The sequence below is a fragment of the Gluconobacter thailandicus F149-1 = NBRC 100600 genome (genome assembly GCF_000964465.1).
GTDB lineage: Bacteria > Pseudomonadota > Alphaproteobacteria > Acetobacterales > Acetobacteraceae > Gluconobacter > Gluconobacter thailandicus.
In genome coordinates, this window is the sequence record NZ_BANH01000019.1 from 25,273 (window position 1) to 51,404 (window position 26,132).

Annotated in this window: 25 protein-coding genes; 7 read left to right on the forward strand and 18 right to left on the reverse strand. The window is 58.6% G+C overall.

The window, feature by feature from the left end:
* Window positions 1-54 precede the first annotated feature (54 nt).
* The 3 genes from B7444_RS06430 to folD are packed head-to-tail and all read right to left on the reverse strand — an operon-like array spanning window position 55 to window position 3,704.
* Window positions 55-2,016, reverse strand: a complete 1,962-nt coding sequence (locus tag B7444_RS06430) for a M1 family metallopeptidase (protein WP_007281678.1) — start codon at window positions 2,014-2,016, stop codon at window positions 55-57.
* A gap of 30 nt (window positions 2,017-2,046) precedes the next feature.
* Complete coding sequence (locus B7444_RS06435; protein ID WP_007281679.1) at window positions 2,047-2,796, reverse strand: methylenetetrahydrofolate reductase; 750 nt, start codon at window positions 2,794-2,796, stop codon at window positions 2,047-2,049.
* Window positions 2,796-3,704 carry a bifunctional methylenetetrahydrofolate dehydrogenase/methenyltetrahydrofolate cyclohydrolase FolD gene (gene folD, locus B7444_RS06440; protein WP_007281680.1) on the reverse strand — a complete coding sequence of 303 codons (909 nt, stop codon included), beginning with the start codon at window positions 3,702-3,704 and terminating at the stop codon, window positions 2,796-2,798. The genes B7444_RS06435 and folD overlap by 1 nt, the downstream gene beginning before the upstream one ends.
* Here folD and B7444_RS06445 point away from each other — a divergent pair.
* Complete coding sequence (locus B7444_RS06445) at window positions 3,703-4,851, forward strand: threonine aldolase family protein (protein ID WP_007281681.1); 1,149 nt, start codon at window positions 3,703-3,705, stop codon at window positions 4,849-4,851. The two genes, folD and B7444_RS06445, sit on opposite strands and share 2 nt — an antisense overlap.
* Before the next feature lie 39 nt (window positions 4,852-4,890).
* Here B7444_RS06445 and B7444_RS06450 read toward each other — a convergent pair whose 3' ends face one another.
* Window positions 4,891-5,919, reverse strand: coding sequence for an MYG1 family protein (locus B7444_RS06450; RefSeq protein WP_007281682.1), 1,029 nt, complete (start codon window positions 5,917-5,919; stop codon window positions 4,891-4,893).
* A 187-nt stretch (window positions 5,920-6,106) separates the two neighbouring features.
* Between B7444_RS06450 and hflX the strand changes: the two genes are divergently transcribed.
* Complete coding sequence (hflX, locus tag B7444_RS06455; protein WP_007281683.1) at window positions 6,107-7,468, forward strand: GTPase HflX; 1,362 nt, start codon at window positions 6,107-6,109, stop codon at window positions 7,466-7,468.
* Window positions 7,469-7,544: 76 nt separating this feature from the next.
* Here hflX and pgm read toward each other — a convergent pair whose 3' ends face one another.
* From pgm to B7444_RS06470, 3 genes are all read right to left on the reverse strand, one after another.
* On the reverse strand, window positions 7,545-9,191 hold the full coding sequence (gene pgm, locus B7444_RS06460) for a phosphoglucomutase (alpha-D-glucose-1,6-bisphosphate-dependent) (RefSeq protein ID WP_007281684.1): 1,647 nt from the start codon (window positions 9,189-9,191) through the stop codon (window positions 7,545-7,547).
* A gap of 192 nt (window positions 9,192-9,383) precedes the next feature.
* Entirely contained in the window at window positions 9,384-10,901 is a 1,518-nt protein-coding gene (locus B7444_RS06465; protein WP_007281685.1) for a Do family serine endopeptidase, read from the reverse strand.
* 113 nt (window positions 10,902-11,014) lie between these two features.
* Window positions 11,015-11,479: a nucleoside deaminase gene (locus B7444_RS06470; protein ID WP_007281686.1), complete on the reverse strand. Its 465-nt coding sequence runs from the start codon at window positions 11,477-11,479 to the stop codon at window positions 11,015-11,017.
* 6 nt (window positions 11,480-11,485) lie between these two features.
* Here B7444_RS06470 and B7444_RS06475 point away from each other — a divergent pair, with 6 nt between their 5' ends.
* The 5 genes from B7444_RS06475 to B7444_RS06495 all read left to right on the forward strand — a co-directional run bounded on the left by B7444_RS06475 (window position 11,486) and on the right by B7444_RS06495 (window position 17,161).
* Window positions 11,486-12,226: a gamma-glutamyl-gamma-aminobutyrate hydrolase family protein gene (locus B7444_RS06475; protein ID WP_007281687.1), complete on the forward strand. Its 741-nt coding sequence runs from the start codon at window positions 11,486-11,488 to the stop codon at window positions 12,224-12,226.
* Entirely contained in the window at window positions 12,223-13,020 is a 798-nt protein-coding gene (locus B7444_RS06480; protein ID WP_007281688.1) for a pseudouridine synthase, read from the forward strand. The genes B7444_RS06475 and B7444_RS06480 overlap by 4 nt, the downstream gene beginning before the upstream one ends.
* Before the next feature lie 3 nt (window positions 13,021-13,023).
* Complete coding sequence (gene rsmD / locus B7444_RS06485; RefSeq protein ID WP_007281689.1) at window positions 13,024-13,623, forward strand: 16S rRNA (guanine(966)-N(2))-methyltransferase RsmD; 600 nt, start codon at window positions 13,024-13,026, stop codon at window positions 13,621-13,623.
* Between the two features lie 117 nt (window positions 13,624-13,740).
* Window positions 13,741-16,440 carry an FtsK/SpoIIIE family DNA translocase gene (locus tag B7444_RS06490; RefSeq protein WP_007281691.1) on the forward strand — a complete coding sequence of 900 codons (2,700 nt, stop codon included), beginning with the start codon at window positions 13,741-13,743 and terminating at the stop codon, window positions 16,438-16,440.
* Entirely contained in the window at window positions 16,430-17,161 is a 732-nt protein-coding gene (locus B7444_RS06495; RefSeq protein WP_007281692.1) for an RluA family pseudouridine synthase, read from the forward strand. The genes B7444_RS06490 and B7444_RS06495 overlap by 11 nt, the downstream gene beginning before the upstream one ends.
* Here B7444_RS06495 and B7444_RS06500 read toward each other — a convergent pair.
* The 11 genes from B7444_RS06500 to rapZ form a co-directional block, all read right to left on the reverse strand.
* Window positions 17,152-17,892: a DUF4097 family beta strand repeat-containing protein gene (locus B7444_RS06500; protein WP_035729434.1), complete on the reverse strand. Its 741-nt coding sequence runs from the start codon at window positions 17,890-17,892 to the stop codon at window positions 17,152-17,154. The two genes, B7444_RS06495 and B7444_RS06500, sit on opposite strands and share 10 nt — an antisense overlap.
* Window positions 17,893-17,912: 20 nt before the next feature.
* On the reverse strand, window positions 17,913-18,323 hold the full coding sequence (locus B7444_RS06505) for a hypothetical protein (RefSeq protein ID WP_007281694.1): 411 nt from the start codon (window positions 18,321-18,323) through the stop codon (window positions 17,913-17,915).
* A gap of 128 nt (window positions 18,324-18,451) precedes the next feature.
* Window positions 18,452-18,862, reverse strand: coding sequence for a hypothetical protein (locus B7444_RS06510; protein ID WP_007281695.1), 411 nt, complete (start codon window positions 18,860-18,862; stop codon window positions 18,452-18,454).
* Window positions 18,863-18,949: 87 nt separating this feature from the next.
* Entirely contained in the window at window positions 18,950-20,374 is a 1,425-nt protein-coding gene (locus B7444_RS06515) for a sugar porter family MFS transporter (protein WP_231502820.1), read from the reverse strand.
* Window positions 20,375-20,457: 83 nt separating this feature from the next.
* Complete coding sequence (locus B7444_RS06520) at window positions 20,458-21,483, reverse strand: asparaginase (protein WP_007281697.1); 1,026 nt, start codon at window positions 21,481-21,483, stop codon at window positions 20,458-20,460.
* Window positions 21,484-21,502: 19 nt separating this feature from the next.
* On the reverse strand, window positions 21,503-21,970 hold the full coding sequence (locus B7444_RS06525) for a hypothetical protein (protein WP_007281698.1): 468 nt from the start codon (window positions 21,968-21,970) through the stop codon (window positions 21,503-21,505).
* A 5-nt stretch (window positions 21,971-21,975) separates the two neighbouring features.
* Window positions 21,976-22,512, reverse strand: coding sequence for a Fur family transcriptional regulator (locus tag B7444_RS06530; protein WP_007281699.1), 537 nt, complete (start codon window positions 22,510-22,512; stop codon window positions 21,976-21,978).
* Window positions 22,513-22,573: 61 nt separating this feature from the next.
* Window positions 22,574-24,445, reverse strand: coding sequence for a phosphoenolpyruvate--protein phosphotransferase (ptsP, locus tag B7444_RS06535; RefSeq protein WP_007281700.1), 1,872 nt, complete (start codon window positions 24,443-24,445; stop codon window positions 22,574-22,576).
* Window positions 24,438-24,722: an HPr family phosphocarrier protein gene (locus B7444_RS06540; protein ID WP_007281701.1), complete on the reverse strand. Its 285-nt coding sequence runs from the start codon at window positions 24,720-24,722 to the stop codon at window positions 24,438-24,440. The genes ptsP and B7444_RS06540 overlap by 8 nt, the downstream gene beginning before the upstream one ends.
* Entirely contained in the window at window positions 24,722-25,162 is a 441-nt protein-coding gene (locus B7444_RS06545) for a PTS sugar transporter subunit IIA (protein ID WP_007281702.1), read from the reverse strand. The genes B7444_RS06540 and B7444_RS06545 overlap by 1 nt, the downstream gene beginning before the upstream one ends.
* Window positions 25,159-26,127, reverse strand: coding sequence for an RNase adapter RapZ (gene rapZ, locus B7444_RS06550; protein ID WP_035729409.1), 969 nt, complete (start codon window positions 26,125-26,127; stop codon window positions 25,159-25,161). Before rapZ ends, B7444_RS06545 begins: the two co-directional genes overlap by 4 nt.
* Window positions 26,128-26,132: the final 5 nt, after the last annotated feature.

Below are 26,132 nucleotides of genomic sequence, written 5' to 3' on the forward strand. Positions count from 1 at the left end.
GGTTTTTCTTTGTCATGGCCCTGATGCGATTTCCACATCAAGGTCTGTCAGACTTCACTTCCGGTTATCAGTCCGGTCGATATCTGGAATGACATGATCCGGGTCGAGCGTTACAGCCTTCACCGCGCCATGTGGCTCGAACGTGACCTTTAGATCGCTGGTCTGGCGCCATGCTTCTGTCGGAATACGACGGTCCAGCACTGTTCCGTCCTGATATTCAACGCGCAGAACTACGGGAAGAGGCAAGGTTCCATAGTTCAAAACCTGAACAGACACAGGATCATTTCCAGTCTGCTCAACCGATCCCACAGCATAATCCGGGGCAGCGTTGGTGAAATACCATCCACGCCAGAACCAGGAGAGATCCTCGCCTGCTTCGCTACTCATCAGGCGGAAGAAGTCCGACGGTGACGGATGATGGTAAGACCAGAAGGCAATATACCGGCGGAAGGCCGCATCGAAACGTACCGGTCCCAAAATCTGCTCCCGCAGCAGTTTCAGACCATATGCACCTTTGAAATACGTCACGCTGTGGCGGTATTTCTCGGAAATTTCGTCAGCACCCGTCATCAGGTTGGGCGCGCCCGGATCCGTCAGGACAGGAACAATATCCTGAGCCGGATTGCCGGTTTTCGGAGCAAACTCCGGATCACGTTTCGGCGCAAACTCGCCATTATGGAAATGGTCTGAGGCATAGGCATCAATGAAGGTGTTGAAGCCTTCATCCATGAACGGATTCCGGCGTTCGTCAGACCCGACAATCATTGGAAACCAGTCATGACCCAGTTCGTGCGTCGTGATCCAGAAGAGCTGCGGGTCACGGTCGCTCATGCCATCGAACACGATGCCCGGATATTCCATGCCTGCACCATGACCACCAAGATTGATGGCGTTCGGCCAAGGATATTCATACCACTGGGACGAGAAGTACTCGATGGCGTGTTTCACATACTCCGTCGAACGATCCCAGCCATGCGGACCAATGCCTTCACGCGGATAGACGGACATTGCCAGACGCGGGACTGCATGATAGTTCGTCCATGGGACGACCGGCGGAAGGTTGATGCGGGCAGCATCCCACAGAAACGCTGGAGAAGCCGTGAATGCCACGTCACGGCTGTTGCGCATGACGTAATGCCAGGTCACCTCGCCAGACTGCTTCAGATGACTTTTCGGGTCTGTCACGTCATCAATCGTGCGGATCATGACACGACTGTCGCTTTGGGCAGCCTGAGCGAGACGAGAACGTTCCGTGTTGGTCAGGGTCTGCTCAGGATTTAGCAGCGATCCTGATCCAACGAGCGTAAAGTTCCAAGGCACCGTGACCGAATAGTCGAAGCTGCCATATTCCAGATAGAATTCCTGCCCGAGATACGGCAGCGTGTTCCATCCCGCGCGATCATCATAGACGCTCAGGCGCGGATACCACTGGGCGATTTCATAGATCTCGCCCTCGCGGGAAGGCGTGACAGCCGTACGACCACCCCACTCACCGGGGATGGTGTAGTGCCAGTCCACCTTGACGAACGCGACACCGTGAGAGTCCAGTGTCCGGGGTAGGCGCAACTGCATCCGGGTGTCGGAAACCAGCGGCGTAACATCGACTTCACGTCCACCCTGCACGATGGAAACATGCTCGATTTCCATCCCGGACGTATGGCCACCAGACGAAAACCTTCCCAAGAACGAACCGCGAGAGTCTTGGCGGTAAATGTTCTGGTCAAGCTGAACCCACAGAACGTCCAGAGCTTCGGGACTGTTGTTTGTATAGGTGATGGTTTCCGAACCATGCAGGACATGGGCCAGCGTATCGATCCGGGATCGGATCGTATAGTCCGTTCGGTTCTGCCAGTATTGCGGACCCGGCAGGCCGGATCCTGACCGATAGACATTCGGAGCGTCAGGCAGGGTCAATGGGGCAAAGACGGGGGCGGGATCGGAGAGGGTTTTAGCGGAAAGAGCGGCTGGCACCAGCACGCCTCCCAGAAGTGGCAACAGAAAAAGGCGTGCGTGCATCCGGGCTATGATCTCCGCTCTCGTTAGTTCTTACCCCGTTATAATATCACTCAGTCCACCCAGATAGGACGCAAGATCAACTTTCAGGGGCATCAGGTAGGTATTGTCATTCTTTTCGCGCACCAGCGTCAGCATCTGGCAGGCGAGACGAATATTGCCGTCCAGCGTGTCATCATAGTCTTTCGGGAACACCACATGGTTAACGCGTTCCCAGTATCGGCGGGACCGTTCGCCCAGAACGGGTGAAATACCCCAGAACACCGTGTCATCCCGCAGCCAGTCCATGGACAGCTGAAGCATGTGCAGATCGAAAAGGGGCTGTGTGAAGAACCCGCAGGCGCCGGCGTCTTTCTTGCGCGCAACGTCTTCCAGCTCCTGCCGGGGCGCACGGCGATAAGGATCGAAGACCGCATAAACATCCAGATGCGGCGCTTCCCGGCGATATCGTTCGATGATCTGTGCAGACGTGTTCGGGTAAGCTACCCGATCGCTTCCGGCAGGGAGCGGATCACCTGCGACGACAAGAACCGCTTTCAGTTCTGGTCGGTCAGCGCCCGGTAGTGGCGCGCCAGGCGCAATGTCGATGGCCCGGATATGCGGGATGACATTCAGGCCAGACGCGCGGTTGACGCGCGCTGCCGCATCATCGCTGCGCAGATCAAACCGGATCAGGTCCGGGATATTCAGCAGATCAACTGATGGCAGCACCTTGCGGACCACCGACACGTCTTCAAACAGCGCATCTTCCGAGCGTGGAACAAGTTCAACGGAAACGCGCATCAGAGAAGCTCGTCCTTCCCCAGTCCCTGAGTGGCGCGGGCCGCCTGAAGCGTGTTGTGCAGCAGGCAGGCAATGGTCATCGGGCCCACGCCGCCCGGAACAGGCGTAATATGGCCAGCGACGGGAAGCGCTTCTTCAAACGCAACGTCCCCCACAAGGCGCGTCTTGCCTTCAGGTGTTGGAATACGTGTGATGCCAACGTCAATCACGGTCGCACCTGGCTTGATCCAGTCTCCGCGGACAAGGCCATGCTTGCCTGTTGCAACGACGAGAATATCCGCTTCACGGGCCAGTTCACGCGTATTGCGCGTATGAATGTGGGCGATGGAGACCGTGCAATTCTCTTTCAGAAGAAGCTGTGCCATGGGCTTGCCCACCAGGCTGGAGGCCCCGATGACGACTGCATTCTTGCCCGTCATGTCCTTGTGCACGGACTGAAGCAGCATCAGGCAGCCAAGTGGCGTACAGGGCACGATGCCCTCAATGCCCAGCGACAGACGGCCCGCATTCACTTCCCCCAGACCGTCCACATCCTTGTGAGGGGCGATGGCATTCGTCACCACGACCGGATCGATCTGCGGTGGCAACGGAAGCTGCACGAGAATGCCATGGATCTGCGGGTTGGCATTTAATTGCGCAACCAGTTCCAGCAACTCACCCTGCGATGTGCTCTGCGGAAGCATATGCATGAAGGATCGCATTCCGGCGCGATGCGTCTGGATAGCCTTGTTCTTCACATAGACTTCCGAAGCCGGATCGTTTCCGACCAGTACAACGGCGAGGCCCGGCAGGGTGTTGCCCTGTTCGATGAAGCTGGACACTTCACGGCCGACGCGATCTGTCAGGGACCGGGCAATGCCTTTGCCATCAATGAGTTTGCCGGCCAGTTCAGTGGGAAACGTGCTCATGGGCTCTCCGGATGACAACAGGCTGCGGTTTCAGTTACGCTTCACGCCAGCCCGCGTTGTGCGCAGGAAAAAGGATGGTTTCGTGTCCGAGGAAATACGCAAGAACTTCGCCAGTGACAATGTCACACCGATTTGCCCTGAAGTCATGGCCGCCCTGCTGGCCGCCAATGAAGGCAGTGTCGGGTCCTATGGAGAAGACGATCTGACCCGCTCCCTGAACGAACGGTTCGGGGAGGTTTTCGAAACTGAGGTCGCTGTTTTCCCGATCGCCACAGGAACAGCCGCTAACAGTGTGGCCCTGTCAGCACTCGTTTCGCCTTATGGCGCCGTCCTGTGTGATGAGAGCGCACATATCAACATGGATGAAGGCGGTGCTCCTGAGTTTTACATGCACGGGGCCAAACTGATCTGCATTCCGTCTGCGGACGGAAAGGTTGACCCTGTGACGGTCCCTTCCGTTCTGAGAAGCAATGCAGAAAGCGGCATTCTGAGCCCCGTCATTCAGGCCTTGTCCCTGACGCAGGCCAATGAATGGGGCACCGTTTACAGCACAGGCACTCTGACCGAGCTATCCCGCATCGCGCATGACCATGATCTCGCGGTACATCTGGATGGGGCCCGTCTGGGCAATGCCCTCGCCCATCTGGGCTGCACCCCGGCGGAAGGAACGTGGAAAGCGGGTGTGGACGTTCTCAGCTTTGGGGGCACCAAAGCAGGCGCCATGGCCGCCGAAGCCGTGGTATTCTTCCTGAATGACCGCACCCGGCCATTGGTGAAAGACTTTCTCCGACGCATCAAACGCAGCGGAAACCTGTGGTCCAAACATCGCTTCCTGAGCGCCCAGCTTCTGGCACTTCTGCAAAACGATGTCTGGCTGAAGAATGCCGCCCATGCCAACGATATGGCGCAACGGCTCGTGGACGGGCTTCGCCGTCATGCAGCGGCCCAGATGCCTTATGAGCGGCAGAGCAACGAGGTGTTCGTCATTCTTCCAGATCTTCTTCTGAAGGATCTGGAAGAGGCAGGATACGGTTTTTACCGCTGGCCGACGCCGGAAGGTGTTTCCGGCACACTGATCCGTCTGGTGACCAGCTATTACACACGCCCGGAAGATGTGGACGCGCTTCTGGCGGAAATCGCTGCCTGAGCAGGATGGTTGATCCGGTCAAACCCCGGATCAACCCTTTTAATCAGTTCCAGCCTTGAGAGATGCATCAATCTCCAGCGCCAGACGCGCCATCTTCAAGGCCCCTTCTCGGCTGCCTGCCCCACAAATGAAACGGGCCGGGTGAGCGAAAACTGCGTCCGGCACGCCGGAAATCTCGGCCAGCGCCTTCTTCTCCAGACCACCCCAGGCTTCCGGCAGGGACACGCGCTGACCGAAATCGCCGCGTACAGGCGGAATGGCCTTCACATTCCACTGTTCCGGACCGGCTGGTGACACGACATACACGACTGGAAGATCACGCTCGAAAATAACCTTCTCGGTCGGCATTCCCGTTTCCATAAGCAGGATGCGCTTGTCTTCCGCAGCTTCGTAAGCTTCCACGACACGATTGGCAGCTTTCAGGCTGGCGCGAACGCGATCCACCATGTTGACCAGATGCGCCGCAACAGCCGTGGCCGCGTTCGCAAAGCCCAACGATTCCCGCTTTTTCGCTTCTTCCGCACCATACAGCTCGGCCGTATCCCAAGGCGGGCTACAGGCTGACACGATATCGGCCAGAGACAGCTTGCCCATCTTGGCAACGCCATTGTCGTCCTGATCCACCGGGATGATCAGGGACTTGTCGAGGGACTGCCAGATAGCGGTCAGCGTTGTCTCATCCACCGGGGTTTTGACGATATTGCGGACGGCAGCAAGGCCGTAGTCCTTCCACAATAGACCAGCAGCGCTATACGGTGTTCCGTCTTCACGCAGCGGCTTGTCCTTCATGTGGTGATCGTAGCGGCCCTTGGTCGGATCAAAGACGCCGCCCACATCGAAGACGATGTCCGCTTCTGCGATACGGTCTGGCGAGCGGGTCCGTACAAATGTCAGGCGGTCCGTGCCCGGCTCTCCGAGAACACGTCCACGCAGGTCGCCTTCTGGGGCCAGCGCATAATGCAGGATGGCGTAGCCCAGCGTTTCATCGGCATGGAAATTGCCGGAATGAGTGAGCGCCCTGACGGCTCGGGTATCGTTTTCAAGCCCGATAGGAGTGTGTTCTGACATCTGGAAGACCTGCTGACAGCGAAGGGGAGTTTCTGATTGTGCCCCCCTCATGCCGCAGGGACTACAGCCAGACAACACGCTTCCTCAGGAAAATGCAGCCACTTTCTCTTCATGACGCCCACTCGAAGTACCAGAGGCCGCTTTCGCAGACATGCAGGATTAAGACGTAACTGCCGGAATTCATGCTATGAACTGCCGGATGGAAACCGCATCCCCTACCCCGCTCGCCGTCCTTGTCGGCATCCAGACGCCGGACGTCGATGACATTGCCCATGAGGCAAGCCTTGAAGAGCTGGGGCGGCTGGTCAAAACGCTTGGCTATGAAGTTATTGGCTCGGTGTCGCAGAAGCGCGAAGGAACGGGCGCAGCGTCCCTTCTCGGTGCTGGAAAGCTGGAAGAACTGGCCGACATCACCGGGGGCCGAGGGATCATAACGCCCATCGTCAAAACACCGATGACGAAAGCGCGGAAGCGGTTCGAAAGTGCAGCCGAGGCTCATGAGCCGGTTGAGGACGAAACAGACGATCTCCGCCGTCCTGAATTCGTCATCGTCGATCATGAACTAACCCCCAGCCAGATCCGCAATCTGGAGCGGGCGACCGGCGCGCAGGTGCTGGATCGAACGGGCGTTATCGTTGAGATTTTTCATCGTCATGCTAACACACGGGAGGCAAAACTTCAGGTCGAGATGGCGCGCCTGCGTTATGTCGCGCCCCGCCTGCGGGAGTCGTCGAATGGCGGAGGCAGACAGCAGGGGCCGGGCGCAGGTGAGAGCAACCTCTCCCTGGACCGTCGCAAGATCCGGGACCGGCTGGCTGAACTCAAGACCCAGCTTGAAGCCGTGCAACGGGACAGCGATCATCGGCGCTCTGCCAGAAAAGACCAGCTTCGCGTGGCGCTGGTTGGCTATACCAATGCTGGCAAGTCCTCACTGATGCGGGCTCTGACAGGCAGCCAGGTTCTCGTGCAGGACAAGCTGTTTGCGACCCTCGATACGACTGTTCGCACACTCCAGCCGGAAACACGGCCCCGTATTCTGGTGTCGGACACGGTGGGTTTCATCAAGCAACTCCCGCATGATCTGGTTGCGTCCTTCCGCTCCACGCTGTCCGAAGCGCTGGAAGCATCCCTGCTGCTTTTCGTCGTGGATGCGTCGGACCCGACATACGAAGCACAGCTTGAGGTCAGCCGCAGCGTTCTGCACGAAATCGGCGCGGATGTTGTTCCGTCCCGGCTGGTTCTGAACAAGATGGATCGCGTTGATGATGCCAGACGTGCCGAGCTTCTGGAAAAACACCCGGATGCCATTCCGCTGTCCGCGCATCGCCCGGAAGATGTCAGTGCCCTGCGGAAAACGCTGATAGCGTTCTTCGAAGCCGACATGGTGGAAGACGTTCTGGTGCTGCCCTACGCAAAACAGGGCATGATCGGCGAGATCTATGAGAGCGCGCGTGTTCTGTCAGAAGATCATGACGAGACCGGTCGGGTTCTGACGGTTCGCGGTCTTCCCGGCGCTATTGCACGCCTGAAGCGCAGTCTGGCCGGTTAAAACGCCATAAAAAAGCCCGTCATCCACATTCAGTGAATGACGGGCCAGACTGCTTTTCAGCAGAAATGCTTTCGCGTTACGATGCGAAGACCTTGGAAATCGCGGCCTGCGCCTCGTCCTGAATGGCCTTCAGGTGCGCTGGGCTTTTGAAGCTCTCGGCATAGATCTTGTAAACATCTTCCGTTCCGGACGGACGGGCTGCGAACCAGCCGTTTTCCGTCACAACCTTCAGGCCGCCAATCGCCGCGCCATTGCCCGGTGCCTTCGTCAGCTTGGCAATGATCTTATCGCCAGCAAGCTCTTCTAGCGGGAACTGCTCAGGCGCCAGCTTGCTAAGCTTGGCCTTCTGCTCCGGGTTCGCCGCCGCGTCGATCCGCGCATAATACGGCGTACCCAGACGGGCGATGATCTCATGGTAATGCTGGCTCGGGTTCTTGCCCGTCTTGGCGGTGATTTCCGCGGCAAGAAGACCGAGAATGAGACCGTCCTTGTCGGTCGTCCAGACAGAGCCATCACGACGCAGGAACGTCGCGCCTGCGCTTTCCTCGCCGCCAAAGCCCAGCGAGCCATCCATCAGACCCGGTACGAACCATTTCAGGCCGACCGGCACTTCGACCAGCTTGCGGCCCATATCTGCGACAACACGATCAATCAGACCACTGCTCACCAGCGTCTTGCCGACGCCAAGATCAGGCTTCCACTCTGGGCGGTTCTGGAACAGGTATGAGACGGCCACGGCCAGATAATGATTCGGGTTCATCAGACCATCCGGCATGGCAACGATGCCGTGACGGTCTGCGTCCGTGTCATTGGCGAACGCGACGTCAAAGTCCTCGCCCATCTTGATAAGGCGCGCCATGGCGTAGGGTGAGGAGCAGTCCATACGGATCTGCCCATCCCAGTCTGCCGTCATGAAAGCGAACTGCGGGTCTACGACATCGCTGACGATCGTGGCGTTCAGACCGTACTTTTCAACGATGGGCTTCCAGTAACCAACAGCAGCGCCACCCAGCGGATCAATACCGATCTTCACACCCGCATCACGGATAGCTGCCATGTCGATGACGTTTTCCAGATCGGCCACGTAAGGCGTGACGTAATCATAGCGCTTGATGGACGGAGCGTTCTTGGCTTCGTCGTAAGGCAGGCGTTTTACGTCCTTCAGGCCCTCCGCCAGCAACTCATTCGCCATGTCCTGAATGGCTTTCGTCACGGCCGTATCAGCCGGGCCACCATTAGGCGGGTTATACTTGAAGCCACCGTCCGTCGGCGGGTTATGAGACGGCGTGACAACCACACCATCGGCCAGACCCGTCGTGCGACCCTTGTTGTAAGTCAGAATAGCGTGGGAAATGACCGGCGTTGGCGTGTAGCCGTCGTTCTGGTCGATGCGGACATCAATGCCATGCGCAGCAAAGACTTCAATTGCGGAACGCTGCGCCGGTACAGACAGAGCGTGCGAATCAATGCCAATGAAGAGCGGACCATCAATACCATCCGCCTTGCGGTGGCGGCAGATGGCTTCACAGATGGCGAGGATATGCCCTTCATTGAAGCTCGTATGAAACGAGGAACCACGATGGCCTGAAGTCCCGAACGAAACACGCTGCGTCGGGATGGAGACGTCCGGCTTGCGATCGTAATAGGCGGCTACCAGGGCCGGTATGTCCGTCAGTTGTGACTGATCGAGCGTTTTCCCGGCAAGTGGACTGATATTGGCCATTGATCCAAAAATCCTTAGACAGATCCGCGTTTTAAGCGACCGTAACGCACGAACGCTTCATCGGATCACAAAAACTCATCCGGACAGGTCTGTCCAGTTACAGAACTCTTACTTCACTCCTTAAAACGGGCATGAAAAAGGCGGAGAGACATCATCTCCCCGCCTTCGCAGTGTCAGATGGGATTGCTGACCTTACGGTGCGTCATCCGAACCGCTGTCATCGGAGCCGTCTGGCGAGACCGCGACGAAGAGCTGCTGGCCATCACGCAGGATACGCAGGAGCGGCGGCTGCTTGCGGCCCAGAGCCTCCTTCACCTGTGCGACAACGGCCTTGGGCGACGGTGTAATGTGATTACCAACGCCTACGATGATGTCACCAGGACGGATGCCAGACTGGTCTGCGGGCGAACCCTGCACAACATCTGCAACAACCGCACCCTGAACACTGTCATCAAGACCCAGTTCCTGACGGGCACGAGGCGTCAGGGAAGCAAGAGACACACCCAGCTTGCCAGCACCAGCGGACTGGCTGCTATCCGCGCCATCACCGCCGTGATCCTGATTGGCCAGATTACCCACCGTGAATTTCACGTCTATCGGCTTGCCATCACGCAGCAGATTGACCGTTGCGTCCGTACCTGGGGCGATGGAGACGACCTTCACAGCCAGATCATGACCATTCTTCACCGGATGGCCATTCAGCGTCAGGATCACGTCACCGCTCTTGATGCCAGCTTTTTCAGCCGGGCTTCCCTTGGACACGGAAGCCACCAGCGTCCCATGCGGGGGAGCGCCAGGTTCCGGAGACTTCAGGTTGAGGGCCTGAGCCATCGTCGGGGAAATATCCTGACCTTCGATGCCGAAATAGCCACGCGTCACATGGCCGGTCTTCTCAAGCTGATCAACAACAGAACGCACGGTGTTGGACGGAATGGCGAAGCCAATACCGATCGAACCGCCACCATTCGGCGAGATGATCATGGAGTTGATGCCAACAACCTTGCCGTCCTGGGTGAAGAGCGGGCCACCGGAGTTGCCGTGATTGATCGGCGCATCGACCTGAATGAAGTCGTTATAGGCACCGGAGTGCAGGTCACGCCCCAGAGCAGACACGATACCGGCCGTGACGGTTCCGCCGAGGCCATATGGGTTACCAACCGCGATGACCCACTCGCCCGGCTGAACTTCGTCGGAGTCCCCGAGGTCAATGAACGGCAGCTTACCCGTTGGCTTTACACGAAGCAGAGCAACGTCCGTCTTCGGATCGCGGCCAATGATTTTGGCAGGCAGTGTTGTGCCATCGTCCAGCGTCACCGTGACCTTCGTGGCACCATTCACGACATGGTTGTTGGTGACAACATAGCCATCAGCGGAAATGATGAAGCCGGAACCGCGTGCCTCAACCGTACGGTTTGGCGGCTGCTGCGGCATCATCTGGAACGGGAAAGGGAAAGGAAAGGGCGAACCCTGCATGCCGCCGCCATCGCCGCCCGGGCCGTTTTCTTCCTGCTCGGCAACGTCAGCCTTGATATGGGCCGTGATGGAAACAACGGCAGGCTTCACCTGCTTTACGAGCGTGACGAAATTTGGGAGCGCCTGAACGTTGGTCTGCGGCTTGATGGCCCCATTGTCCGCCATGGCAGCGGGAGCGGCGACCAGGAAGGTCGTCGCAGCGAGAGCAGCAAGGGAGGCGCGGAAACGTGTGGTCATGTCAGTCCCGATTGTTACAGAGGAACGGTTCGGTCGTTATAAGTCCAGACTATGGACTGCGTTCCCGTTCACCAAGCTGACCGGAAGGTGAAACATCCGTAAGTCTTTGTTTGTCACGCTGTTCTGAGGCGCCGGAAAAAAGATCGAAGTTGCTCTGCCGCCTCCCGTTCCCGCACCCCACCAATGATTTCCGGCCGGTGCAAACAGGTGGGCCGTTCAAACAGACGCGGGCCGTGATCCACCCCACCGCCCTTCGGATCGTAAGCCCCGAACACCACACGCTCGCAGCGGAAATGTACGATCGCGCCAGCACACATCGGGCATGGCTCCAGCGTGACAACCAGTGTGCAGCCTGTCAGGCGAGGTGAGCCAAGTTTCTGTGCGGCTTCGCGCATGGCCAGCAGTTCGGCATGGGCTGATCCGTCATGCAGTTCCTCCACCCGGTTGCGGGCCACGGCCAGAACCTGCCCGTCCGCATCGAGAACAACGGCCCCCACGGGTACCTCCCCGTGACGCGCTGCCTCTTCCGCTGCATCAAGCGCCGTCTGCATGGCGCGGCTTGTATCGGCCTGAATCATGATGCGATGATGCGGTGCATGACCCTGTCCCGTCCATCCCGTTTCCGGAATTCCGCCCCTCTCATCGGCCTGACGCTGGATCATGAATCCGGCGGCGATGGAAAGTTCTCGCGTTATCCCTTCCACGCACTTCGGGAAAATTACCTGACGGCACTCGGTGAGGCTGGCGGATTACCGGTCTGTCTGGGTTATACGGCCGATGCTGAAGAGATGGTGTCGCGACTGGATGCGCTCGTCATCACGGGCGGCGCTTTTGACGTCGATCCTGCGCTCTATGATGAAGACCCTCATCCCCTGACGAGCCCCCGACCTGCCCGGACATCTGCGGAACTGGCGCTCCTACGGGCCGCATTGAGACGGGATATTCCCGTCCTAGGGATCTGTGGCGGCATGCAGCTCATGGCCGTGAACGCGGGCGGGACGCTGGTCCAGCATCTGCCACCAGAACTGGAACACGAACAGCCCAATCCACGGCACGAACCGGGACATGCCGTGTCGATCGTGTCAGACACGCGTCTGGCGGAAATTGTCGGCACCCCGACAATGATGGTAAACTCCTCTCATCATCAGGCCGTCCGCAGCGCCGGTGAGGCACGGATTTCGGCTCTCGCACCGGATGGTGTGATCGAGGCGATCGAACTGGACGGCCCGAAATTCGCCATTGGTGTACAGTGGCATCCCGAATTCACCCTCGACCCCGGCGACCGTCGCCTGTATGCGGCGCTGGTGGAGGCAGCAGCACGATGACCGAAGAACTCAACCCGACCCCTGACACAGCCAACGAAACACCCGACGCACCAAAGGGCGAACGCATTGCCAAGTTCCTGGCACGCGCTGGTGTGGCAAGTCGCCGGGATGTGGAACGCATGATCGAAGACAATCGCATCAAGCTGGGCGGCCACCCCGTCACCCACCCCGCGACCTTCGTTCAGCCGGGCGACATCGTGCTGGTGGACGGCAAGCCCGTCGATAACCCCGAGCGTACCCGTCTGTGGCGATACCACAAGCCGGACGGCCTCCTGACCACGCATCGTGATCCGCAGGAACGCAAGACGGTCTTTGATTCCCTTCCCGAAGGGATGCCGCGCGTCATCAGTGTGGGGCGGCTGGATATCAATTCCGAAGGGCTTCTGCTGCTGACCAATGACGGCGAACTGGCACGTCGTCTGGAACTGCCGGGCAATGCCTGGGTGCGGCGCTACCGTGTTCGCGTGTTCGGCGTGGTGGATGAGAAGCGCCTGGCCTCACTGGTCAACGGCTTCGAATATGAAGGCGTGAAATACGGCTCCATCGAAGCAGAACTGGATTCCAAGAAGGGTGATAATTCCTGGCTGACTGTCTCTCTGCGTGAAGGCAAGAACCGTGAGATCCGTCGTGTGATGCAGGGCCTGAACCTGCATGTCAGCCGCCTGATCCGCCTCTCTTACGGGCCGTTCCAGCTTGGTTCCCTGAAAGCGCGTGAGCTTGAGGAAGTGAACGGCAAGACGCTGCGTGAGCAGATCCCCGACCTGCCCGCTCCTACGCGTAAGCGGACCCGCTGATCCATGCGGATTGTTGGCGGAGAGAACAAAGGCCGTGCGCTCGTGGCCCCAACCGGCGAGCGGACGCGCCCCACGTCGGACCGGACGCGTCAGGCCATTTTTGACATGTTGGCCCATGCCCCATGGTATGGTCAGGAAGAGCTGGAACAGGCCATCGTACTCGATGGGTATGCTGGAACAGGCGCGCTCGGACTGGAAGCCCTGTCCCGTGGGGCACAGCGTGCGTCGTTCATCGAGCGGGACCGCAACGCGCTGAATGCCCTGCGTACCAATCTGGATATCTGCCGGGCCCGTGACCGCTCACGCGTGCTGAGTTGCAGCGTTACGCATCCGCCGAAAGCTGCCGAGCCTCACACGCTGATCTTTCTTGATCCGCCTTACGGAAAAACACTGGTCGAATCGGGTCTGCGCGCGCTGGCCCGAAACGGCTGGATTGCCGAAGGTGCCCTGATCGTTGCCGAGACCGGCGCGACCGAGGATTTTGCCCCGTTTGTGCCACCTTCCGAACACTTTTCCCCCACACTTCCTGCCGAACCGCTTTCAATCCGCAAATTCGGCGCGGCGAAGGTGACGATCTGGCGACATTCATCCACTGTTCCTTAATTTTCCTACTGTATTCAGTGGCCTGTCAGGTATAATTCAGACTTCATCTGAAAACCGTAATCCAGAAAACCGACGGGGTGACGAGACTTGGCCGTGTTCAGCCGATCGACCAGCACAGTGCGCAACATTGTCCGTGAGGCACACGACCGTCACATGACACCCAAACTCCGGAGCGCGCTGAATGCGCGTCTGCTGGAGTTGTTGGGTCTCGGGTTCCTGATCGCAGCCGTTGCCATCGGCATCGCGCTGTGGAGCTTCAAGCCGCACGATCCGTCTTTCAACACATCGACAGGTACGGAACCGACGAACCTCCTTGGCCGTACAGGCGCGACCATTTCTGATGGTCTCGTGCAGTGGCTGGGGCTGGGGAGTGGCCTGCCGATCGTGGTTCTGCTGGCCTGGGCCTGGAGAATGGTTCGGCACCACGGCATGAGTGCGCCGATTGTGCGGATCATTGCCGCCCTTCTGCTCCTTCCAGCCGGTGCCACATTCATTGGCACGCTTCAGTTGCTTATTCCGGGGCTAGAAGTCGCATGGCCGACAGCCGCTGGGCTGGGGGGCGAAATGGGCGTGTCCTGTGCCCATCGTCTGCTGGATGCGGCACACGCCGAAGCAGGCTCCGCGGGCAGCGCACTGGCAGTATTTCTGGTTCTGCTGCTCATGGGGATTCTCATGCCGCTGGCCATGGGGCTCCAGTGGCGTGAATGGCGGGCAATGGGTCAGGGTGCCGCTCTTCTGGCGCGTCAGCCTGTTGTTCTGGCCCGCCGGATGAATGGCCCGCAGGCATCGAACCGTCCTGCTCCCGATCCGCGCCAGTATGAATTCCAGGCGGGTAATGCAGGCGGTGTACCGGCCCCTGATGCCGCGCCCCTGTCATTCCTGCGCCGAAGCTTTGGCAAGAGTGATCCACGGACGCGTCCCTCTCCGTTCGTGCCGCAGAATACGGGCTGGATGCAGCCCCCCATGGAAACGACGGAAGACCCATACGAACATCCTGCGGCGCTGCGTAAGGAACCACCAGCACCGGCCCCTCAGTTGGTGGAAGAAGACGAGGCACCATCCAACCCTTATGCCGAGCGGCTGGCACAGATTGCCCGTCAGCGGAATGTCCAGACGATTCAGCGCTCGCATGTTGAAGATGATGCGGACGATGATGTTCCACAGAGCAGCATCGAGCCTCCTGAGCCGGAACCGGAACAGCGCCGGAGCCTGTTTGGCATGCGTCGCCCCGAGCGCCCTGCCCAGCCTCAGCCTGCGGCACGTCCAATGCCTGCCCGCACCCCTGCTGCGACAGGTTGGGAATTGCCTCCCCTGTCCCTGCTGAACCCACCACCAGCGCATGCAACGACAGGCCCGTCACAGGAAACGCTGCAATCCAATGCGCGCCTGCTGGAGAGTGTGCTGGCTGACTACGGTGTTCAGGGCACGATCGGCGACATCCACGCAGGCCCGGTCGTCACGCTGTACGAACTGGAGCCCGCTCCCGGCATTCGCTCATCCCGCGTCATCGGTCTTGCGGATGACGTAGCGCGCTCCCTGTCCGTGCTGAGCGTTCGTATTGCGACGGTGCCGGGGCGAAATGTCATTGGTATCGAAGTCCCGAATGCCAAACGCGAAACCGTTTACTTCTCCGAACTCCTGCTAACGCCGGAATGGACGAACGGAACGGGCCGCCTTCAGATCGCGCTGGGTAAGGATATTGCAGGCGTTCCGGTCTATACGGATCTGGCCAAGATGCCGCATCTTCTGGTGGCTGGTACGACTGGTTCCGGTAAGTCGGTCGGTGTGAATGCAATGATCCTGTCGCTGCTCTACCGCCTCAGCCCGGAAGAGTGCCGTCTGATCATGATTGATCCGAAGATTTTGGAACTGTCGATCTATGACGGCATTCCGCATCTTCTGACGCCGGTTGTCACGGAACCGACCAAGGCCGTCAGCGCTCTCAAATGGACGGTGCAGGAAATGGACCGCCGCTATCGTCTGATGGCGCAGCTTCAGGTCCGTAACATCAACGGCTACAATGAACGCGTCAGCCAGCTTCGCGCCTCCGGCGAGATGGTCACGCGTCGCGTGCAAACCGGCTTTGACCCGGAGACTGGCAAACCCGTCTTCGACGAGCAGCAGGTTCCGCTGGAAAACCTGCCCTATATCGTCGTGGTTATCGACGAAATGGCCGACCTGATGATGGTCGCGGGCAAGGAAATCGAGACGGCCGTGCAGCGACTGGCTCAGAAAGCCCGTGCCGCTGGTATTCACGTCATCATGGCGACGCAGCGCCCGTCCGTTGACGTCATCACCGGTACCATCAAGGCGAACTTCCCGACCCGTATTTCCTTCCAGGTCATCAGTAAATTCGACAGTCGCACCATTCTTCAGGAACAGGGCGCCGAACAGCTTCTGGGCCAGGGTGACATGCTGTTCATGCAGGGTGGCGGTCGCATCACACGTGTCCACGGTCCGTTCGTGGCGGATGAGGAAGTCGAGGAAGTGGTGGCAGATCTGCGCTCCAAGGGCGACCCGATCTACAATGACGATGTGGTGTCCGGCGAAGATGAAGAAGGCGGCTCGTCCGGCGGAAGCATGGGCGGCGGCGGAAGCGGTGGCGATGGAGAAGGCAGCCTGTTCGAACAGGCCGTGGATATCGTCATGACCGAAGGCCGCGCTTCAACAAGTTTCATCCAGCGCCATCTTTCGATCGGTTATAACCGCGCCGCGAAGTTGATCGACCAGATGGAAAAGGAAGGCATCATCGGGCCGGCCAACCACGTGGGCAAACGCGAAATCCTGGCCCGTCGCCCGGCCTCCCATGAGGAATGATCGACGGCGCCAGCGGTCTGCCCGACCGGAACGCCCCCCCTCCCCTGCCCCAAGAGGTCTTTTCTATCTGGGGCAGGACCTTCCCGTCCTGCTGGAAACGCCGCGCTTTCTGGTTCTGAACAAGCCGGCGGGGCTGGCCGTTCATCCCGGCCCGTCAACACAGGATTCCGTTGAGACACGTCTGGTCTCGCATCCACGTGGCGGCCCATGGCTCGCTCATCGACTGGATGCGGATACGTCAGGTTGTCTGCTCATCGCCCGACGCAAAACCGCACTACTCGAAGCACAGGTAGCGTTTCAGAACCGACAGGTCAGGAAGCTTTACTGGACCGTCGTTGAAGGCACACCAGCGGAAGACGAAGGCGAAATTTCCGCTCCTCTTCTGCGCCAGTCCAATCCATCAGGATGGCGCATGATCGTGGACCCCAAAGGAGACGCCGCCGTAACACGCTGGCGGGTTCTTGGTCGCGCAAATGGTAGAAGCTGGCTGGAACTGGAACTGCTGACGGGCCGGACGCATCAGGCCCGTATTCACTGTGCGTCTCTTGGCACACCGATCGTCGGTGACCGGGTTTATGGTAAAAGCGATGCAAACGGCCTGCACCTTCTGGCGCGCAGTCTGCATGTTTCTTTACCGGAAGGCGATCTGGAAGCCATTGCTCCACCACCCCCGGCAATGGCGGAGGCGCTGGAGCGTCTGGGTTGGAAACATCAGTCCTGAAGGATCCGCATCTTGCTGGAGATACCCCGGATCGTGACGTGATCCTGTCCATTTCCGACAGTTCCCGTGGCAGTAATTTTCCGGGTTTCATGCATGGAAAAACCCTTTCTTTCCCAAGGACCAACCTGAACTGTCAGACCAAGAGATTGCTCGAGGGGAACAGCGCTTTGCTGGCGGCTCTGACGAAGCTCAATATCGAATGTGCCACCAAAGTCGTGCGGAAGATGAAGCGTCACATCGCCTGATACGGTTTCAAGGAGAATCTTGCGTGCGTTTCCGGTGGAAACCAGCGTGACATCCTGATCACCGCTGGTGCTTTTAACCGTCACATCTCCGGCAGCGCCGCCCAGATGCGCATCGCCACTGACCGTCATAAGCGCGGCCCCACCTGCTGCATGGGCGACGGAAATGTCTCCGCTGACAGTCTTGATCTGTACGGCCCCCAAGCCCTGACCAATCTGAACGTCGCCACTTACTGTCGTCAGAGAGGTCGGTCCCTCGTTTTTTGATATCTTGATATCGCCACTTACCCCACGAATGGAGAGAGGGCCATTTGATGTCTGGATCTGCACATCGCCGCTCATGCTGGAGATGGCGCCCCCTTCTGGCAGTTCGGCATAAGACAGATCATCAGACGTGACGCTCTGATTGAGCGGGGCCGCCAAGGCTCCTGAAGAAGACAGGCAGGTTGCGACCAGAAGGGCGGGAAGCATCATGCGGAAAGAAGACATCTGGAAAACTTTCTCTGGCATCAGAACGATGTGGAAGAGGTGACGGAACGGTTCATGAGGGCAGCATGTATGCCTCGAACGATCGCCCAGGCTGTCAGTATCCCCCACGCCAGGGTCAGGCCCCATGGGATCACCATGAAGACCATGCCCAGACCACCCGTTATCGCGCCCAAGCCTGCCACCATGAGATGAATCATCCCGATCGCAGCAAGCGCAAGAAAGCCAAACCAGAACAGCCGGATCTGCCAGTCGAGCTGAGCCCGCTTCAGCCCCGTAGCGGACCTTCTGCCCATATGAGCGAGAGTCACCCCGATAAACGCAGTGATGCCAGTGAAAAAACCAGCCAGATACAGCGCGTAAATCAGCAGGACGTAATCTCGTCCAGTATCCTGATGAACGCGGCCATAACCGGGCATTGTTGTGGTGTACATGACTGAACTCCTCTGGAGGAGGAACCTCGACAAAGGAGTTCATGCAGGAAGCGTGCCAGTTCCTGTTATTCAGCGTTCTTTTGGCTCAAGGAACGCCTAACCGGCCTCAAATGGCGTACTTCGCCAGTTTATTCGCCAAATGAGCGAAAGCGGTCGGGCAACGGGCCCTTACCTTGTGTCAGCGACCGCACGCCATAAAGCAGCGATACCAGCAGCACGATGTTCCAGAAAGCAAAAATCCCAATCGGGATCAGGAACAGAAGCTGTCCCGGCCCGGAGCTTCCCGGGGGTTCAGTAATGAAGCAGGCCCCGAACAGAGCGGCACACCCGATGATGAATGCTACATCATACCAGAAAAGCCGGATAAGCCAGCTTAGGTGAGAGCGGACGAGACCGACACTCGGACCCTTCAGGACATAAGCCAGAATGACACCTGCAAGCAGGGAAATACCTGTGAAAAACCGGGCGATATAAAGGCCGTAAACCAGAAAAACGCCTCCACGGCTCGGGCCTTCAGAAGAGAGAGAAAAATTGGTCATGACAGCCTCCTTCAGCCGACACTGTATAACAGAAACGCCCGGCCAGATGGGCCAAGCGCCATGTCAGACAAAATTCATTCAGATGGTTTAACGGCCAAGCTTGCGCAGCTTGACGCCCTGCATCAGGCGCTTTTCGATCACATTCAGGGACATGCCCTTTGTTTCCGGCACGAACAGGATCGTCAGAAGCAGGAAAAATGCATTCAGCCCGGCAAAGAGCCAGAACGTTCCGCCGGTTCCGATCGCCTTCATGAGGGAAAGAAAGCTCACACCCACCAGAAGATTGGTCATCCAGTTGGTGAAGGTGGACATGGCAATACCAAAATCACGGCCACCAAGCGGCTGGATTTCAGCACACAGAACCCACATCAGCGGCCCAGCGGACATCGCAAAACCCGCACAGAAGATCATGAGCAGGAAAACCGCCGCGATCTGCGACGACTGGGTTGTCATGCCCCCCTGAAGCAGAAGGGCGAGAACAGCCATTCCAACTGCCATGACTGCAAAACCCGCATACAGGATCGGTTTGCGACCCCAGCGGTCCACAAAGCCCACAGCCACAAATGTTGCGAGCATATTCACAAGGCCAATAATCGCCGTGCACCACATTTGGGCGTGCGCATCGAAGTGGGCGGCGGCCAGAATATTCGGTGCGTAGTACATGACGATATTGATACCGGCGAACTGCTGCATGGCCTGCAACATGATGCCCAGCGCAACGGAGCGACGGAAGTTACTGTTCGTGCGAAACAGCTTGAACCCTTCCTGCTTCGTCTCAAGCTGCTCACGGATCGCACGGATTTCCCTGGCGGCTTCCAGCGGATCATTTCGTAGATCCATAAGAATTTCACGGGCTTCCCTGTGACGTCCCTGCATGATCAGCCAACGCGGGCTGTAGGGCAGGAACAGGACACCGATCAGGAACAGAACCGCAGGAATACCCGCGACACCAAACATCCAGCGCCAGTTTCCACTGTAGGAAAAATAGGTGTCCGACAGGAAGGCCACGAAAATACCGACCGTCACCATGAGCTGGTAGGTCGAGACCATCGCGCCACGAGACTCTTCACTGGCAATTTCCGACAGGTAAAGCGGCGCAGTAAACGCCGAAATTCCAACCGCGATCCCCATAATGACGCGAAACACAATGATCGACGGGATAGACCACCCCATCGCACAGCCGATCGTTCCGACGACAAACACAGCCGCGCCAAGAATAAGAGAACGCTTGCGTCCAAGATGATGGGACAACCAGCCTGCACCGAGCGCACCGGCAGCCGCGCCAGCCATCATGGAGCTGACGACCCACTCCAGCGCCAACGTCGAGGCATGGTATTCCTTGCCGATCAGATCCAGCGCGCCAGCCACAACACCAATATCCAGTCCGGACATCAATCCCGCGAGGGCCGCGATCACACCGATGGCAATAATCTTGAAGCGTGTTGCATCGAAAACGGATGCTGCACTGTCATCTGTCTGAGGGGGTTCTACGGTCCTGCCCTGATCTGTCATGTTGTGGTGCTGCCCTTTCCAAAAAAATGACATCCACCTGTACGATGGATGTCAGAATTGTAATCCTTATAATACGATCATGGTCAGATCGTGAGGGCAGCCCGAATTTCGCCCACTGTCACGCCCTGCCAGTTCCGGAGCGCCTGAGTTGCCGTATCCGTCAGAACCGCATGATCCCCAGGCGTTCGGCACAGTGCCTCGCCACCAAAATGGTGCAACAGAGCAGACATCGCGACTTCAGCAGCCCGGTTGGCGCCGTCATCCGTCTTGATAGCCAGACCCAGTCCCTGTTCAGGGAGGGCTGCGATCATAACACCTTCAGCGCCCATTTTGATGAACGCACGAGTTTCGAAATTGTTCATGACCGTTGTGTCATACCGCCCGGTCCCGGCAACCATGAACGGGTTGGCGGCAACAGCTTCACGAAGACGCCTGGTTGCAGCAGCCCGACCTGCGGAGAGACCGATCCCGCTTCCAAAACGCGCGAACCCATAAGCAAGAGATTTAAGGGGGACAGCGTAGGTCGGCATGGAACAACCATCCGTACCGCGGTTGGCCTCTGTATGAAGCGTGCCTGTCATGGCTGCCAGAACATCCGTGACGCGGCGCTGGATCTCATGAGACGGATTAATATAGCCCGTCGGGTCCACACCCTGATCACAGGCGAGGCAGATCAGCCCGGCATGTTTGCCGGAGCAGTTATTGTGAAGCGGGCATGCAGCCTGATGAGTAGCGGCAAGCGCTCTGGCCGCTGGCTCATAGGTTGGCCAGTGCGTTCCGCATTCCAGAGCCTCCACATCACGCCCGACAGCAGCCAGCATGGAGGCAGCAGCTTTTGCATGGGGTTCTTCTCCCCCGTGGGAGGCGCAGGCCAGTGCCAAAGCTTCAGACGTCAGACCAAGTCGATCTGCGGCACCACTTTCCACAAGTTCAATGGCCAGAAGGGATTTGACGGTAGACCGTGGGAAAACGGGTGCCTCCACGTCACCACAGGACCAGACGACAGCGCCATCCGCGTCCACCACAATGGCGCGACCCAGATGTCGCGATTCAACCAGCCTGCCGCGCGTGACTTCCGCGAGCAGACCTGATCCTGTCTGTGCTGTCATTCATTTCAACCTTATACTGTCAGCCTTCTGAAGGCTGTTTTGCGACCAGCACATAGCATGACTTGTCGCCGTCGCGATGTGTCTCCAGCCAGGACTGGATCAACCTGCGACGCACCCGAAGAATCCCGGTTTCCTGCTCCGGTGGTAGCTCCGCAAGCACATTGACGGCCGCCTTGGCCTCAAGAAAAACCAGTCGGTCCTCAAAGGGCAGACCGTGCTCCACGATGATCCGCGCATAAGCAAGATCCAGCACGGCGTAAAGAAATGCTCCTCCGGACGCAGGGCGGAACCCCACAGCTTCCAGAACCTGAGCATCAATATCTTCGGCAGACAGATGCGTTTGCGGCGGCTGCCAATCAAGCAGATCTGGCTGAGAGTGTGTGGGAGAAGGCGTTCGAGCTTCTCGGGAGGGGCTCGTCCTGGTGACGCGCCGATGGGGAAGATCTTCGAACGGAAGGGCGGGCGGTGAAGAACGTCGCGCGCCCATTGCAATCAGTGAGCGCTATGGGCGGCTTTCTGGCACCCCGCGCAAATCCCTTCAATTTCGACTGTGGCAGCTTCAGCCCGAAAGCCAGCTTCTTTCGCAGCGATCATGAGGGCGGGAACGATCGTTTCCTGCTCCAGTTCCCAGGCCCGACCGCATGACTTGCAAATCAGAAACTGGGCACGGTGAACACCCCATTCCCCATGGTCACAGCCGTGATGGCAGTCCGTTGCATGCGAACAGGCAACGAAAGCACTCAGACGCTCCAGACGATGAATAAGACCCTGTTCCAGAAGAAAATCTATCGCCCGATAGACCGTGGGTGGCGCTGCATTCGGATGCGCAGGCCGCAGACGGGCCAGTAGATCATAGGCACCGGAGGGTTTCTCGGACGAGAGGATCAACCCCAGAACCTGACGCCGCGTCTCCGTCAGGCGTTGCCCACGGTGCCGGCACCAGTCACCAGCCCGCTCAAGACGGGCCGTAACAGTTGGAGAAAAAGACAGGTCCTCCGCAGGGGAGGTCTCATAAGACGAATCCGGCATGATCTCCCTTATATGGCATCGAGCGGTAATTTTTTCGATAGAGACCCGGACAATGGGCTTATCAGATCGCAAAATCCCGAATCAGAGCCTGAATGGCAGCAGGGTCCGTCTCCATCATCACCTGGCGTCGCAGATGATCACAATCTTCCATCTTAAGGGTTCGGATCAGCCGCTTCACACGTGGCAATGACGCTGAATTCATAGAAAACGACCGAAGGCCAAATCCGATCAGAAGTGCAACAACTCTGGGATCGGATGCCATTTCTCCACAAACGGAAATGGGCCGATGAGCACGCAGGGCTGACTCCGCCGTCGCCTCGATCAGTTGCAGAACCGCCGGATGAAGAGGGCTGTATCGATCGGCCACCATTGAATCCGCACGGTCCACGGCCAGCGTGTACATCGTCAGGTCATTGGTTCCGAGGGCCATGAAGTCCGCATGCTGCGCCATGGTATTTGCCGTCAGGGCGGCTGCCGGTGTCTCAACCATGATCCCGAGGGGCGGAAGCACCTCAGGCAAAGGCACCTGTTTACGCTTGAGGCGTCGCGCTACCTTTTCGTAGATTTCCCGTGCCTCGATCACTTCATCCGGGGATGTGACCATCGGCAGCAGAACACGGACCGGGCCGATCGCCGTATTGCCCTCTTCCGGCGCGGCCGCTCTCAGAATTGCAGCAAACTGGGTTTCCAGAACATCCGGAACGCGCAGGAGCAGACGGATTCCCCTCAGGCCAAGCGCGGGGTTATCCCCATCCGCCACCTGTTCCGCCAGACCGAGACGGCGCATACAGGCACGGCCTTTCTCGCCACCCCAGTCCAGAACGCGGATCGTGACCTGCCGTCCATCCATGCCTTCAATAATGGATCGATACGTCGCAGCCTGCCCATCCTCGTCTGGCAGATCATCCCGCTCACCGAACAGGAACTCGCTCCGCAGCAGGCCAATTCCCCTGGCACCATTACGCAGCAGCATCGGGAGTTCGGCAGGGAGTTCCAGATTGGCGAGAAGCTCAATGGGCTCACCGCCCTGCAACTGGGCCGGAAGTTTTTTCAGGCGACCGAATGCCCGCTTTTCCTTGGCTTCCTTCTGGGCGGCTTCCCGAGCCAGGCGCAGTTCTGTTTCATTTGGAGAGAGCGTAATCGTGCCAAGATGCCCGTCCACGACGAGCATATCACCCTCATTCACCTGCGCCATCAGATTGGGCACAGCCAGAATCGCGGGGATATCCAAGGCACGCAGCAGAATGGCTGTGTGATCTGCGCCGCCGCCGCCTTCGGTAACAACAGCCGCAATCCGTGCCGGATCGATCATTGCCACATCAGCCGGGCGCAGCTGTTCGGCTACAAGGACAGAGCCAGGGGGCAGGCTGGAAAACGCCCTGTAGGACACACCTGTAAGATTGCGGATCAGCCGACGACCGATTTCCTCAAACTCTCCGGCCAGTCTGAGGTTGGCATCCTGCTCCTGTCCACCATGCTCGCCTGCCATGGCCTCTGCAGTCCGCAGAACCTGCAAAGCCAGCGCCTCGCTGACTTCAGACACAGCAGCTTCGGCACACAGTCCATCTTCGCTGATCCGCGCCCGAACCTGACGCGTCAGGCGGGACGGTCCGAGCATGCGCTCATACACTGTCAGCAGGGTGGCAATTTCCTCCCGCCCCTCTTCGGGGAGACCAACCAACCGGTCCCGCATTTTCTCGATCTGGCGGAGTGCACGGGTAATGGCAGCGTCCAGCCGTACAAGCTCAGCCTCAGGACCGATCTGACTGTATCGTTCTGCGATATTCGGAAGAGGAAGTTCCTCGACACGTCCAGCCGGGCCCAGCCCGATGGACTGAGTGATGGCTTTACCCTGCAGTGTAATGGAGCTGAAGGCAGCTTTGCGTGAACGGGACGCTCGGGGTCGGCCGGAACGGGAGGCCGGTTCAGTCACGCTCACCGAATCCGTCTGAGATCAGGGCTCCTACAGCGTCCAGCGCTTGGAGTGCCTGCGGTCCATGGGAGCGAAGCGTTACCGTTTCCCCCTCACCGGCGCCCAGCATCATAAGGCCCATGATTGAAAGAGCAGACACCACATTTCCGCCGCGCTCGACGGTCGTTTCCGCATCAAACCGCTCGGCGGTCGTGACAAGTTTGGCCGCAGCGCGGGCGTGCAGTCCTAACCGATTGACGATGGTCAGGGTGCGGGGGGCAAGGGCTGTTTCGCTCATCAGGGGACCGGCATGACACAGGGGCGCGGCCCCCCATGGAGACAGGGATCAGGAAGCTGGGACGCAACCGCGATATATTTGCGCCCGGCCATCGTTGCTTTTTCAATGCAGCCTGCAAGATCCAGTCCCGCGCGTGTTTTTGCGAGCTTGACCAGCATAGGCACATTCACGCCTGAAACGATTTCAACGTGTCCCGGTTTCCGAAGAGACAGCGCCAGGTTGGAAGGGGAACTTCCAAAAATATCCGTCAGGACAAGAACACCGTCTCCCGTGTCCAGTTGATGTAGCAGCCTGTCTGCTTCGGGGTGCAGAAGAGCCGGGTCGTCATCGTCGCCAACGCCCACAATTCCGATCTGGGCTTGAGGTCCGACCACATGCACCATGGTTTCAAGCAGGACTTCGCCGAGCCTGCCATGCGTGACCAGCATCAGTCCAATCATGCAGATTTGTCCTGCGGGGACAGGTTATGCGGTGGAACAGCCCAACGCCACGAGGACAGGCCTTTCCGCGCCAGCTCACGATGCAGCACCATCATCGGCCCAACAGGCGCCGTTTCTGGCAGCAGGCGCGCCAGTTCCTCAATGATGGTGACAGAACGGTGGCGGCCACCGCTGCACCCTACAGCGATGGTGGCGTATTTTTTGCCTTCCTCAACAAAACGGGGCAGCACGAGATCCAGCAGGCCATGCACATGATTGAAGAAGGCTGGATAAGCCGGATCCTGCTTGACGTGCTGCACGACCGCCTGATCCAGACCTGTCATGGGCTGTAGCGTCGGATCGTAATGCGGATTTCGCAGAAACCGGGCATCGAACACCATATCCGCTTCCCTGGGCAGGCCGGACGGATAAGCGAAAGACATAAGCGCGACAGTCAGACCATCTTCGGAGCCACTGCCGAAACGGGTCTCGATCAACTGCCTCAATTCAGGGGCGGGCAAGTCGGATGTATCGATGACGAAATCCGCATGGGCACGCAGAGGGGCCAGCAGACGACTTTCCTGCTCGATACCCGGAAGGATCGTGCCACTCGTAACCAGAGGATGGCGACGCCGGGTGGCCGTAAAGCGACGCAACAGGATTTCAGGCTCGGCCGTTGCATAGAGAAGCTGAACCTGACTGCCAGGGAGAGCTTTCAGCCGGTCCATTTCCTCAAGAACACGGGACGCTTCAAAGCCACGACTTCGGACATCGATTCCAATGGCCAGCCGGGAGCTGCTTCGTGAGGCCAGGGCTTCAAGAAGGTGCAAAGGTGGATTATCCACGACTTCGTAGCCGAGATCTTCAAGCACACGTAGAATGGATGATTTTCCGGCACCGGAAAGCCCTGTAACGATCAGGATCTGTCTGGAACCAGGCCCATATCCTGCCAAAGGTTCGGACTCGGGGATATTCACCGGTGTCATGCGCC